The following is a 13,239-nucleotide window of genomic DNA, read 5'->3' on the forward strand; positions in this document are numbered from 1 at the left end:
GTTCGCTGTCATTGCTGGTAGGAGGTTGTCACTATGCCGGTACAGCAATTGAAGGATTTCCTCGATCAGGCCAACGTGGAATACATGTGCCTGTCCCACCCTCCAGCGTTCACCGCCCAGGAACTGGCCCACCACGTAAAAATTGCTGGTGACCGGGTTGTCAAAACCGTCATCATAGAGCTCGATGGAAAAATGGCCATGCTGGTCATGCCCGCCACCTGGCGTATTCGCTGGGACCGCCTCTCCGGCATCCTTGATACCGATTTTGTCGACCTTGCCGACGAGCAGGAATTCCAGGACCGCTTTCCCGAGTGCGAAGTCGGCGCCATGCCTCCCTTCGGCAATCTGTTCGAAATGTCAGTCTATTGCGCCGAAGCCCTGACGGAACAGCAGGAACTGGCGTTTGCCGCAGGCACGCATACCGAATCGGTACACATGAAAACCACCGATTTTCTGGAACTGGTACAGCCGATGGTGCTCAACCAGGGGTTCACCAAGCCGGGTGCCCAGAAACCAGCCTGGCTGGCAAAAGGCCGTCGTCGCCCGGAACATCTATCCAGATCTCGGGTACCAAGGGCCGCCGGCTACTGACCGACGGTGCCGGACAGTGTCGGGTCGCTTGTCTGAAATCTTCCATCGCGTAAACTGGAAGCCTCAGACAGGAACCCGTTATGACTCAAGCTTTTGACATAGTTGTTGCCGGTGCCGGCATGGTGGGTGCAGCCCTGGCCACGGGCCTGGGCCAGAGCGGTTTCCGCGTGGCTCTGGTCGACAAAGCCGGCGCTCCATCCTTCGACACCAGCTCGCCTCCCGACATTCGTGTTTCCGCCCTCAGCGCCGGGAGTGAACGCTACCTGCAGCAACTCGGCGCCTGGCCACGGATGTTGGCCATGCGAACCACGGTCTACCGCCGTCTTGCGGTCTGGGACCAGACGCAACACCCCCTCAGCAGCCTCATCCCCCGCAAACTGGGCGAGGTCGTCTTTGACGCTGCCAGCCTCTCGGCCACCCATCTGGGCCACATTGTTGAGAATCGGATCACCCAGCAGGCGCTGTGGCAATGTGCCGAAGAGCAGCCCTCCGTGACCGTTCTCTCCGGCAACGGCGTGACCGCCGTGGATAACGGCAACGACCGGGCAACCGTGACCCTGGAAGATGGTAGCGAACTGACCTGTGAACTGGTGATTGGCGCCGACGGTGCCCTGTCACGGATACGGGACATGGCGGGTATCGGCGTCACCCGTGACCAGTATGCCCAGCAGGCCATGGTCGTCTCGGTGCGTTACCTGGGGCCGGTGGAAGACATCACCTGGCAAGCCTTCCACCCGTCCGGCCCCCGGGCCTTCCTGCCGCTGCACAGCGCGGGCGATCAGCACCCAGGAGAAAGCTGGGCATCACTGGTTTGGTACGACGCTCCCGGGGAACTCGCCCGACTGAAGTCGCTGGACACCGAATCACTGATGGAGGAGATCCAGAAGGGCTTCCCCACTGACCTGCCACCACTGACACACGTCGATGCCCGGGCCAGCTTCCCCATCGCCCGGCAACACGCGAAACAGTACAGCAATGGGCGAGTAGTTCTGGTCGGCGACGCCGCCCATACCATCAACCCATTGGCTGGACAGGGCGTCAACCTCGGCTTCCAGGACGCCGCCTGTCTGCAATCCCTGATTCGCGAGGCCCGACGGGCCGGCTGCGATCTCGCTGACCCACAGTGGCTTGCACGCTACGAGCAGCAACGACGCCCCGCCAACCGCCGTATGATGCTGGCGATGGACGCCTTCTACCACCTGTTCAGCAACCGTATCCCGCCGGTTCACCTGTTACGCAACCTCGGTCTGGGGGCGGCCCGCGCCCTGCCCTTCGCCCGCAACCAGGTTGCCCGCTACGCCATGGGGATCGACGAAGAGCTGCCGGCGGTTCTCAAACAGATCACTGCCCGTTTACCGGGGCTGAATCAGTTCTGAAACCGGTATAAAAAACCAAGGAGCCCTACATGTCAGAAACGATTTTCACCAAGATCATCAACCGGGAAATTCCGGCAGACATTCTCTACGAGGACGACATCAGCCTGGCGTTCAGCGACATCAATCCACAGGCGCCGGTGCATTTTCTGGTGATCCCGAAAAAGCCCATCGCCACCATCAATGACATCACCGAAGCCGACCGCGAGCTGGTCGGACATCTGTATCTGGTAGCAGCGCAGGTTGCCCGGGAAAAGGGGGTAGCAGACGATGGCTATCGGGTGGTGATGAACTGCGGCGAAAACTCCGGGCAGACAGTGTTCCACATCCACCTGCATGTACTGGCCGGCAAGCCACTGGGTTGGCCTCCGTATACTGACAAGATGAAGCAGGCCTGAGGCTTTGGGAGTAGGCAAGCGGGCCGGTAATGCTGTTTGGGACACGCTCAAGGCATCCATGCGCGCTTAGCTTTGGCCATCCATGGCCAAAGATAGTCCCAAACAGCATTACCGGCCCACTTGCTCGTACCTTGGTGCCAATGCTTCGAAAAGACTTGAGCGCACTTCGGTGATAGTAAATCCGGGCTTCTCCCAGCCCCGGTTGGCCGGTGTGTGGTTCGGCTTTCCGGGACTATCTTTCGCCATGGATGGCGAAAGCTAAGCGCCCACGGACGGCTTGAGCGTGTCCCGGAAAGCCGAACCACACACCGGCCCTCCCGCCAAGCCTTATAAAGCCCGGCCCAAAAGAACCAAGTCAGCGACCGACGACCTTCTCGGCCTCTTCCACCGGCGTATGGCGAACATCCTCGCCCTTGACCATGAAAATCACATTCTCGGCAATATTGCAGGCGTGATCACCCACCCGCTCCAGGGCACGAAGCACCCACATCACCGACATGCAGCGTGAGATGTTGCGCGTGTCTTCCATCATGAACGTCAGCAACGTTCGCGTGGCTGCCTGGTACTCCTCATCAACCCGCTTGTCCTCTTTCATGATCCGCAGCGCCTGCTGTGAATCCAGGCGGGCGAAGGCATCAAGGGCATCGTGCAGCATAGCCAGTACGTGGTTGCCAATGTGACGGACTTCCACGTAGCCGCGGGGAGCCTGGCCTTCTTCATTAAGCTTGATAGCGAACTTGGCGATCTTCTTCGCTTCATCCCCTACCCGCTCAAGGTCCGCGACCATTTTGATCACCGAAATCACCAGGCGCAGATCCCGCGCGGTGGGCTGACGGCGGGCGATGATCAAAGTCGCCTCTTCATCGATGTCGATCTCCATCTGGTCGACCTTCTTGTCGCCGGCGCGCACTTCATCCGCCAGGTGGCCATCGTTATCCACCAAGGCCTGGATGGCGCGTTCCACCTGGGATTCGACCATACCGCCCATTTTCAGGAACTCGGTCTTGAGCTCCAGCAGTTCATCGTTGAACTTGTGCGATATGTGATCGCCGTATACGTCGTCCTTTTTATTTGGCATAGCTCTGTTCTCCAATGTTCAACAATGACCGGATTAGCCGAAACGGCCAGTGATGTAGGATTCGGTCAGTTCATGCTCGGGTGCGGTAAAGACCTTGGAGGTTTCGTTGACTTCCACCAGATGCCCCAGATGGAAATACGCGGTGCGGTGAGACACCCTGGCCGCCTGCTGCATGGAGTGGGTCACGATCACGATGGTGTAGCTTTCCGACATTTCGGAGATCAGTTCTTCCACCCGAGCGGTTGCGATGGGGTCCAGCGCTGAACACGGTTCGTCCATCAGGATCACTTCCGGGCTGACGGCGATGGCGCGGGCGATACACAGGCGCTGCTGCTGACCACCGGACATACCGGTTGCCGTGGCGTCCAGGCGGTCTTTCACCTCGCTCCAGAGGCCGGCCTTGCGCAAGCTGTTTTCAACGATCTCATCCAGTTCCGATTTGCGGTTGGCGAGGCCGTGAATGCGCGGGCCATAAGCCACGTTGTCGTAGATCGACTTGGGAAACGGGTTCGGCTTCTGGAACACCATGCCCACGCGGGCACGCAACTCCACCACGTCTTTCCTGGAGTGGTAGATATCCTCGTCATCCAGCATCAGCTGCCCTTTGACCTTACAGATATCAATGCTGTCGTTCATGCGGTTCAGGCAGCGCAGGAACGTGGACTTGCCGCAGCCGGACGGGCCGATGAAAGAGATCACCTCGTTACGGGCGATGTCCAGGCTGATGTCCTTGATGGCGCGATCCTCACCGTAGAACACCTCGACGTTGCGAAGCTTGAACTTGGGATCGTCAGCGTAGGGAACGCCGACGGTTTTGCCTTCTTCAACCGCAATGTCTTCCCGCTTTGTGGCGGTGGTGGGCTCCTGAGGGACCTTCACGCTGTCATCCGATGTTTCAGCTACGCTGGTAATCGATTCGTTCATATTCATAGCTTTCTCCTTTACCACCGGCGCTCAAGACGCTTACGGAGCCAGATGGCCAATGCATTCATACTGATCATAAAAGCAAGCAGCACCATGATGCCGGCAGAAGCCAGCTCGACAAAGCCTTGCTCGGAGCTGCTTGCCCAAAGGTAAATCTGTACCGGCAGTACCGTTGCGGAACTGAAGAAACCGTCAGGCACTTCGACAATGAAGGCCACCATGCCAATCAACAGCAGCGGCGCGGTTTCACCCAGTGCCTGCGCCATACCGATGATGGAGCCGGTCAGCATGCCGGGCATGGCCAGCGGCACCACATGATGAAGCACCACCTGCATTTTCGACGCGCCAATACCTTCGGCCGCTTCCCGGATCGACGGCGGCACGCTCTTGATGGCCGCACGACTGGAAATGATGATGGTTGGCAGGGTCATCAGTGCCAACACCAGACCACCCACCACCGGCACCGAACGTGGCATGCCGAACAGCCCGATAAACACCGCCAGGCCCAACAGACCAAAGATGATTGAGGGCACCGCCGCCAGGTTGTTGATGTTGACCTCGATGAAGTCAGTGATCCTGTTCTGGGGTGCGAACTCTTCCAGGTAGATGGCTGCCGCAATCCCCATCGGAAACGAGATCGCCAGGGTAACCAGCATCGTCAGCAACGATCCTACGATGGCGCCCAGAATGCCGGCGTTGCCGGGCTCCCGCGAGTCACCCCGGCTGAACAGTACATCATTGAAACCGGTATCAATAACGCCCTTCTCCAGCAGTTCATCAACCCATCCCTGCTGTCGCTCCGACAGGCGGATACTGTAGCTGGGATTGTCAGCATGCTTCACATACACCGACACCGTGTCGTGCGCGAGGAACTCCATGGTTTGCGTGGTATTCAGCAAATCCGGATTGTTCTCGAGGAAATCGCGAATATCGCTGGCTGCGTAGCTGCCAACCATCCGGCCCAGTTCGCGCCTCGCCGACGCACCTTCGGCATTCGGAAAATGCTCTTGCAGCGCCGCAATAATCGGCGCAGCGAAATCCGCCATGGAGATCTGATCTTCATCAGTCGGATCATCCAGGTACATGGCTTCGGAATCCAGCGTCACATCGAGGGTAATCGTTGTCTTCACAAACCCGGTGTGGCCCTTGCCGATGATGTCGGCAAACAGGATGAACAGAGACGCCAGCGCGATGGAAATGGCCAGAATGCCGTACAGACGGAAACGGCGCTCCTTACGGTACCGGCGCGCCAGTGACTGACGGACTAACTCCGCTTGAGAACGTTGATCAGTCATACTGTTCCCTATATTTGCGTACAATCTTGAGTGCAACCACGTTGAGCGCCAGCGTCACAATGAACAGCATCATGCCCAGGGCAAATGCCGACAGGGTCTTGGCACTGTCGAACTCCTGGTCACCTACCAGCAACGTGGCAATCTGAACGGTCACCGTGGTTACCGAATCCAGTGGGTTGGCGGTCAGGTTGGCGGCCAGGCCTGCCGCCATCACCACGATCATGGTTTCACCAATGGCCCGCGATGCCGCCAGCAGGATGCCGCCGATGATGCCCGGCAACGCCGCCGGGAAAATCACGTTCTTCATGGTTTCTGACTGGGTCGCGCCCAGGGCCAGGGAACCGTCCCGCAGAGTCTGGGGGACCGCGTTGATAACGTCGTCCGACAGGGATGAGACAAAAGGAATGATCATGATGCCCATCACCAGCCCCGCCGCAAGAGCGCTCTGGGAGGACGCCTCCAGCCCGACCAGCTCCGCCAGATCACGAATGAACGGCGCGACCGTCAGTGCCGCGAAAAAGCCATAAACAACCGTAGGCACGCCAGCCAGCATTTCCAGCAGCGGCTTGACCGTGGAGCGAATGCGCTTGCTGGCGTATTCCGACAGGTAAATGGCCGACAGCAAACCGATCGGCACCGCGACAAAAAGAGCGATTGCTGAAATCAACAGCGTGCCGGTGAACAGCGGGATCATGCCGAAGGCGCCATCGGAGCCGACCTGATCCGCACGCAACGCGGTTTGCGGGCTCCATGAGGTACCAAACAGGAATTCGGTGATCGGTACCTTGCCGAAAAATCGCACAGTTTCGAAAATCACCGAGAATACGATGCCAACGGTGGTCAGCACGGCAACCGCCGCACACACAAAGAAGATCCGGCGGAGGGTTTTTTCCACGCTTTCGCGGGCATTGATATGGGGCGCCACGCGGGTCCACGCGAAAGCGGCGCCCAGCACCGCGATCAGCACCACCAGAATCGCCTTGAACAGCCTGCTCTGATCCCGGAGTGTTTCCAGCAGCCCCGCAGCACCAGCGATGTGTTCCGGCACGAAATCCGGATTCAGTTTACCTGCAGCCACGTTACCGATCTGGGAAATCACCAGGCTGGCCTGCCCCGGTGATTTGGGCCACACATCCTGTGGCAATGACGCGATGACAATGCCCTGAATGACTTTGCCCTCAAAGCCGGTCCAGATTGCCAGAACAACAAGGGCGGGAATCGCGCACCAGAGGGCGGCCCGCGCCGCGTAATAGAAAGGAAGCGCCTTGAGGTTCCGGATTCCGCCAAGCGGCGCCGCTACCGCCCTGGAACGCATGAATGCGAGTCCATAGGCAGCAACCGCGAGAACCAGAACAAGGGGCAAAAGGTTAGCCGTCTGCATAACAGTCTCTGTCGTGTTGGCGTATTAGTTAGCTAAGGCGTCTATTTTGCCAGCAAGCTGGCCAGAAATATTCATCTGAACGTAATAAAGGAACGCGGACCTGCAGGCCCGCGTTCCTTTTTGTCATCCCTGACGTGTCTCTGCCGAACCTTACAGCTCGTTACCGGTCATCGGCTTCAGTGCCTTGACCGCCTTGGCAGTCTTCATGCGCTGATCACGCGGGTTCGGGATAAGGCCCACATCAACCAGGTAACCGTTGTCGCCCCAGGTACTTTCGCTGGTGAACTCAGCTACGTATTCCTGGATACCCGGAACCACGCCAACGTGCGCCTTCTTGATGTAGAAGAACAGTGAACGGGCGACCGGATACTCTTCAGCCGCGATGGACTCAGGCGTCGGCTCAACACCGTTAATGGTGGACGCCTGAATCTGACCTTCGTTTTCCATCAGGAAGCTGTAGCCGAAGATGCCAAGGGTTTCCGGATCCTGGGCCAGACGCTGAACGATCAGGTTGTCGTTCTCGCCTGCTTCAACGAACGGACCGTCTTCACGCATGCTGTGGCAGACGGACTTCATCTGGCTCTTCTCCATCTTCTTGATGAAGTCGTATTGCTTACAGCCACCTTCCATTGCGATCTCAACAAAGGCGTCACGGGTACCGGAAGTCGGAGGGGGGCCCATCACGCTGATGTCCATATCCGGCAGGCTGGAGTCGATTTCGCTCCACTTCTGGTACGGGTTGGCGACCAGCTCGTCACCACCGTCAGGGTTCGGAACATCCTTGGCCAGGGCCAGGAACACCTGCTCCAGGCTCAGGTCCAGCTTCTCGGCATCATTGGAATTGGCAATAACAATACCGTCAGCGCCGATACGTACTTCGGTGATTTCCTTAACGCCGTTGGCCTGGCAGTTATCAAACTCGCTCTTCTTCATGCGGCGGGAAGCGTTGGTGATGTCCGGGTGCTGGGTGCCTACACCTTCACAGAACAGCTTCAGGCCGCCGCCGGAACCGGTGGATTCCAGCTTCGGAGTCGGAAAGTCAGTGTTACGACCAAAACGCTCGGCAACCACGGTGGCAAACGGGTAAACCGTTGAAGAACCCACGATGTTGATGGTATCGCGAGCCATGGCCGGAGTGGATACGGCGGCAATGCTGCCTGCCAGTGCCACAGTTGTAAGGGCGGTTTTCAGTTTAATCACGCTGAGTCTCCATTTTTCATTTGGACTTTATAGTCGGATTTGCTTTACCGATGAGTGAAGACTAACGGGGCTCTGTGACAACTTTGTTACAGCTACTGAAATATAGATCACGGCGCTCAATTTTTCTTGCAGACTGCCCGCAGGCCGTTAACATGCGTGTAAAACAATACTCAGCAATATATAAGGCAGGCTCCATGACAGCGCTCGATGATGACAAACCCACGCCGAAAGGCGAGCTGATTCTCCAGATTGTTCCGTTACCCTCGGACACCAATGCCAACGGCGATGTCTTTGCCGGCTGGCTGGTCAAGCAAATGGACATTGCCGCGGCCACTATCGCCGGGCGGATCTCCCAGGGCCGCAACGCCACTGTCGCAATGGACCGGATGGAGTTTCTTTCCCCGCTGAGAGTTGGCTCCCAGGTCGGTTGCTACTGCGAACTGGTCGACATTGGCCGCAGCTCCATGAAAATTGAGGTCGAAGTCTGGACACTGGATCGCACGGCCAAACATCCCCGCAAGGTTACCGAAGGGCGATTCGTGTATGTTGCGATTGATGAGCAGGGCCGTATTCGTGAAGTGCCCGACCAGAACGGTTGAACAGCCGGTACTGTGCCAACGGTTATCGCAGGCGCTATTGCCTCGATAGCCCGTGATTTATCACTACCCCACAATCACCGGTCGCTTCTCTGGCAACAACAGTGAGAGCAACGCCGCCGTCGCCACCAGCCCGGTGGATATCCACAGGCAAACTTCCAGCCCATAGGCCTGGTACACCCAGCCCGACAGGATGGTGCCAAGAAGCCGGCCGGCGGCGTTGGACATGTAATAGAAGCCCACATCGAGGGATACGCCATCGCCCCGCGCATAGCTGACGATCAGATAGCTGTGCAGGGAGGAGTTGATGGCAAACAGTACGCCAAACAGCAGCAGGCCTCCGATCACCACCACCTGTGGTGACCAGTCCGCCATCAGGCCAACGGCAATCGCCGCAGGGATCAGCGCCAGGGCTGTAGCCCAGAGCACCGCCGGTTGCTTGCCCTCCTGATTACCGGTAATACGCGGTGCAATGGTCTGGATGAAGCCATAACCGATGACCCAGGTGGCCATGAAGCCGCCCACCTTCCAGAAATCCCAGCCGAACACCGTATGCAAGTAGACCGGCAGCGCCACCACGAACCACACATCCCGGGCACCGAACAGGAACATACGCGCCGCTGAGAGCACGTTAATGGCCCGGCTCTTCGACAGGATCTCACTGAACTTCGGTTTCGCCTTGCTCTTGCCCAACTCCTGTTTGAGCAGAAACAGGCTCGCCAGCCAAACCAGGCCCAGAGCCACAGCCATGAGGATCACCGCGCCCGTGAAGCCGGCTGTCATCAGCAATACGCCACCCAGGAAGAAACCCACACCCTTGAGGGTGTTCTTGGAACCGGTGAGGATGGCGACCCATTTGTACAAGGTGCCCTGCTGCTCATCCGGCACCAGCAGCTTGATGCCACTCTTGGCGGACATCTTGTTCAGATCCTTGGCAACACCGGACATGGCCTGCGCCGCCATGACCCAGGGCACAGTGAGCATGGCCGTCGGTACCGCCAGCATGGCCAGTGCCACAATCTGCAGGAACAGCCCGATATTCATGGTGCGGTTCAGGCCCATGCGGGCGCCCAGATAGCCGCCCACCAGGTTGGTCACCACCCCGAAGAACTCGTAGAAGATGAACAACAGGGCGATCTCCAGCGGCGAATAGCCCAACTGGTGGAAATGCAGCACCACCAGCATCCGCAGGGCGCCATCCGTCAGGGTAAAGGCCCAGTAGTTGCCGGTGATGACCAGGTACTGTCGGATGGCGGCGCTCATGTCAGGCAGAACCTACCTTGCGCGCCAGTTCGGCGGTGCGGTTAGCGTAGCCCCACTCGTTGTCGTACCAGGCGTAGATTTTCACCTGGGTGCCGTTAACCACCATGGTGGACAGGGCATCGACGATGGACGAGCGCGGATCGGTCTTGTAGTCGATGGACACCAGCGGGCGCTCCTCATACCCCAGAATATCTTTCAGCTCACCCTCGGCAGCTTCTTTCAACAACTGGTTTACGGTGTCACGATCCGTCGGCGTTTCTACTTCAAACACACAATCGGTCAGTGAAGCGTTGGTCAGCGGAATACGAACCGCGTGGCCATCCAGCCGGCCTTTCAGTTCCGGGAAGATCTCGATAATGGCGGTGGCCGAGCCGGTGGTGGTCGGGATCAGCGAGCTGCCGCAGGCCCTTGCCCGCCGCAGATCTTTATGGGGCGCATCGATAATGGTCTGGGTGTTGGTCAGACTGTGGATAGTGGTAATGGAACCGTGCTTGATGCCCAGTTTTTGGTGGATCACTTTCACCACTGGCGCCAGGCAGTTGGTGGTGCAGGAGGCGGCGGTAACAATACGGTCATTGGCCGGATCAAAAATCTCGTCATTCACCCCCACCACGATATTCTTCGCTCCGGCTTCCTTAACCGGTGCGGTGACAACCACCCGCTTCACCCCCTGGTCCAGATAGGTGTTCAGTACATCCACTTTCTTCATCTTGCCACTGGCTTCGATCACCAGATCACAGCCAGACCAGTCGGTCTCCCCGATGGTTTTGTTGTGGGTCACGCGCATGCGCTGGTCGCCAATGACAATGTCCGCGCCATCGGCAATCGCTTCGTGGTTCCAGCGGCCATGCACGCTATCAAAGTTCAGCAGATGGGCCAGGGTGCCAGCGTCGGCGCCTGGATCGTTGATAGCGACAAACTCCATCTCCGGCCACTCCCAGGCGGCCCTGAGGGCGAGGCGACCGATACGGCCGAACCCGTTAATACCGACTTTGATCTTGCTCATGATGCGCTCCTTGAATGCTCTGTAATCCGATGAGTCACGCTGAATTCAGAGAAACCGGATAACCGGACGGTCGGGCATGGCCTTCAACCGCTCTTTTTCCCGTTCTATCAGTTTCGTATGACCACCCGAGGTCTCATCCAGCACCCGTAACACCCACTGGGGCAACTGGGGATGAAGGTAGTAATAGACCCACTGGCCCTGACGTTCCGTCTCAAGCAATCCAGCATCTTTCAGGGTCGCCAAATGCCGGCTGACCTTTGGCTGTGACACATCCAGTGCCTTGGTCAGCTCATACACGCAGAGTTTTTTCTGGTCACGAATCAGCATCAGCATAGTCAGCCGCAATTCGTCCCCGAACGCCCGAAATACGGTTACCGGGTTGTATTCCAGGGGTTTCAGACCCGTTTCCTTCTGATGCACCAGGGTAAACAGCCCGATCCGTTCCTTAAGCTCCTTGAGTGTCAGAGCAAAAGTCGCGTGGCGGTTGCTGAGCGCCGGGTCCGGAAAGTCCCAGGCAATTTGCTGGGCCGGCTGGCAAACGGCTCCACACTCGTTGGCCGCTTTCTCGCACAGGGTAATCACGTAATCCCAGGATTCCTCCTGCAGATCCGCCAGTCGTTTGCTGTGCAACCCCGCCACCGCAATCCCGGACTCCTCCAGAACCTGCAATGCCATGGGATTCGGATGGGTTGGCTCGGTGCCGGCACTGGCCACCTCAAAACGATCCCCCGCCATGTCTTTAAGCAGGGCCTCTGCCATCAGGGAGCGGGCGCTGTTGGCGCTGCAGACAAACAAAACCCGACGCTTCATATCTGTCTATCCGTATATATTGATTAATGGATATCTGATGTTTTGGATATTAAGCAGGCAAAACGGTAAAGTAAACCCTTTTCCGACCAGGGCTGATCCAGCCGAACAGCCAAGCTTCGAAACGCAATCCAGATCCATGAATTCTGCAGAGTGAATTAAGGAGTACTATGAAGAAGCATCAAAACGCGTCCATCAGCAGTCCATGTGAGAGGTAAGCAATGAACAGCAATATAGAAGTCACCTCAGCTGAAGACGCCAGAGGCGGCATGGATCTGTTCGGGAAGTACCTGTCGGTCTGGGTAGCTCTGGCCATCATCGCCGGCGTGACCCTGGGTCAGTTGGCGCCCTCGATTCCCGAAACACTGTCCCACTTCGAATATGCCCAGGTTTCGATCCCCATTGCCATTCTGATCTGGGCCATGATCTTTCCGATGATGGCCCAGATCGATTTCGGTGCGATCCTGGACGTGAGAAAAGAGCCCAAAGGGTTGGCCATCACCACGGTGGTGAACTGGCTGATCAAGCCTTTCACCATGTTTGCCATCGCCTGGTTCTTCCTGATGGTAGTGTTCGAGCCGTTTATTGCACCGCAACTGGCCAGCGAATACCTGGCCGGTGCGATTCTGCTGGGCGCTGCGCCCTGCACCGCCATGGTGTTTGTCTGGAGCTACCTGACCAGGGGCGATGCCGCCTACACCCTGGTGCAGGTGTCCCTGAACGACATCATCATGCTGTTCGCTTTCGCGCCCATTGTGGTGTTCCTGCTGGGCATTTCCGATATTCAAGTGCCTTGGGACACCGTCATTCTGTCTGTCGTGTTGTACATCGTAATCCCCCTGGTCGCCGGTTACATGACCCGCCGCACACTGATTGCCCGGCGCGGCCAGAGTTGGTATGACGACGTGTTTATGAAACGCCTGGGGCCGATCACACCGGCGGCGCTGATCGTTACTCTGGTGCTGCTGTTTGCTTTCCAGGGTGAGGTGATTCTGGAAAATCCCCTGCACATTGCCCTGATCGCGGTGCCGCTGATCATTCAGACCGTGCTGATTTTCTTCATTGCCTATGGCTGGGCCCGGCTATGGAAGGTTCGCCACTGCATCGCCGCGCCGGGCGCCATGATCGGTGCCAGCAACTTCTTCGAACTGGCCGTGGCCGCCGCCATCGCCCTGTTCGGTCTGCAATCCGGCGCCGCCTTGGCGACGGTGGTTGGCGTGCTGGTGGAAGTCCCGCTGATGCTGATGCTGGTGCGTATTGCCAACAACACCCGGGACCGGTTCCCGACCTGAATGGCCGAAACCGGTTACTGGAAGTATTCGAGAGC

The 13,239-nt window shown here is 58.0% G+C and carries 13 protein-coding genes; 5 read left to right on the forward strand and 8 right to left on the reverse strand.

Translation table 11 applies throughout. From position 1 onward, the window contains the following. Positions 1-33: 33 nt before the first annotated feature. From ACQUWM_RS08895 to ACQUWM_RS08905, 3 genes are all read left to right on the forward strand, one after another. Positions 34-591 (forward strand): aminoacyl-tRNA deacylase, encoded by a 558-nt coding sequence (locus tag ACQUWM_RS08895; protein WP_407002912.1) that lies wholly within the window; start codon positions 34-36, stop codon positions 589-591. A gap of 80 nt (positions 592-671) precedes the next feature. Then, a complete protein-coding gene (locus ACQUWM_RS08900; protein WP_428921879.1) occupies positions 672-1,967 on the forward strand; it encodes an FAD-dependent monooxygenase in 1,296 nt (431 codons plus the stop codon). A gap of 29 nt (positions 1,968-1,996) precedes the next feature. After that, positions 1,997-2,362: a histidine triad nucleotide-binding protein gene (locus ACQUWM_RS08905; protein WP_428921880.1), complete on the forward strand. Its 366-nt coding sequence runs from the start codon at positions 1,997-1,999 to the stop codon at positions 2,360-2,362. A 355-nt stretch (positions 2,363-2,717) separates the two neighbouring features. Here the strand turns inward: ACQUWM_RS08905 and phoU are convergent, their stop codons facing one another. The 5 genes from phoU to ACQUWM_RS08930 form a co-directional block, all read right to left on the reverse strand. Further along, the gene (gene phoU, locus ACQUWM_RS08910; protein ID WP_428921881.1) at positions 2,718-3,440 is read right to left on the reverse strand and encodes a phosphate signaling complex protein PhoU; all 723 of its coding nucleotides are present in this window, start codon (positions 3,438-3,440) and stop codon (positions 2,718-2,720) included. Positions 3,441-3,473: 33 nt separating this feature from the next. Continuing rightward, positions 3,474-4,364: a phosphate ABC transporter ATP-binding protein PstB gene (gene pstB / locus ACQUWM_RS08915; protein ID WP_428922105.1), complete on the reverse strand. Its 891-nt coding sequence runs from the start codon at positions 4,362-4,364 to the stop codon at positions 3,474-3,476. A gap of 17 nt (positions 4,365-4,381) precedes the next feature. Beyond that, positions 4,382-5,659, reverse strand: a complete 1,278-nt coding sequence (pstA, locus tag ACQUWM_RS08920) for a phosphate ABC transporter permease PstA (protein WP_428921882.1) — start codon at positions 5,657-5,659, stop codon at positions 4,382-4,384. Further along, complete coding sequence (gene pstC, locus ACQUWM_RS08925; RefSeq protein ID WP_428921883.1) at positions 5,652-7,040, reverse strand: phosphate ABC transporter permease subunit PstC; 1,389 nt, start codon at positions 7,038-7,040, stop codon at positions 5,652-5,654. The genes pstA and pstC overlap by 8 nt, the downstream gene beginning before the upstream one ends. 150 nt (positions 7,041-7,190) lie before the next feature. Further along, entirely contained in the window at positions 7,191-8,240 is a 1,050-nt protein-coding gene (locus ACQUWM_RS08930; RefSeq protein WP_407002921.1) for a substrate-binding domain-containing protein, read from the reverse strand. A gap of 194 nt (positions 8,241-8,434) precedes the next feature. On the opposite strand from ACQUWM_RS08930, the gene ACQUWM_RS08935 reads away from it, so the two are divergent. Then, positions 8,435-8,839 (forward strand): acyl-CoA thioesterase, encoded by a 405-nt coding sequence (locus tag ACQUWM_RS08935; RefSeq protein ID WP_407002922.1) that lies wholly within the window; start codon positions 8,435-8,437, stop codon positions 8,837-8,839. Positions 8,840-8,902: 63 nt separating this feature from the next. Here the strand turns inward: ACQUWM_RS08935 and arsJ are convergent, their stop codons facing one another. Genes arsJ through ACQUWM_RS08950 form a run of 3 tightly spaced genes read right to left on the reverse strand, consistent with a single transcriptional unit; the run spans position 8,903 to position 11,915 of the window. After that, positions 8,903-10,099 (reverse strand): organoarsenical effux MFS transporter ArsJ, encoded by a 1,197-nt coding sequence (arsJ, locus tag ACQUWM_RS08940; RefSeq protein WP_428921884.1) that lies wholly within the window; start codon positions 10,097-10,099, stop codon positions 8,903-8,905. A gap of 1 nt (position 10,100) precedes the next feature. Further along, on the reverse strand, positions 10,101-11,105 hold the full coding sequence (locus tag ACQUWM_RS08945) for an ArsJ-associated glyceraldehyde-3-phosphate dehydrogenase (protein WP_428921885.1): 1,005 nt from the start codon (positions 11,103-11,105) through the stop codon (positions 10,101-10,103). Positions 11,106-11,150: 45 nt separating this feature from the next. Next, the gene (locus ACQUWM_RS08950; protein WP_428921886.1) at positions 11,151-11,915 is read right to left on the reverse strand and encodes a metalloregulator ArsR/SmtB family transcription factor; all 765 of its coding nucleotides are present in this window, start codon (positions 11,913-11,915) and stop codon (positions 11,151-11,153) included. Between the two features lie 218 nt (positions 11,916-12,133). Between ACQUWM_RS08950 and arsB the strand changes: the two genes are divergently transcribed. Then, the gene (gene arsB, locus ACQUWM_RS08955) at positions 12,134-13,204 is read left to right on the forward strand and encodes an ACR3 family arsenite efflux transporter (protein WP_428921887.1); all 1,071 of its coding nucleotides are present in this window, start codon (positions 12,134-12,136) and stop codon (positions 13,202-13,204) included. Positions 13,205-13,239: the final 35 nt, after the last annotated feature.

The organism is Marinobacter sp. DUT-3, from assembly GCF_050379435.1.
Classification (GTDB): Bacteria; Pseudomonadota; Gammaproteobacteria; order Pseudomonadales; family Oleiphilaceae; genus Marinobacter.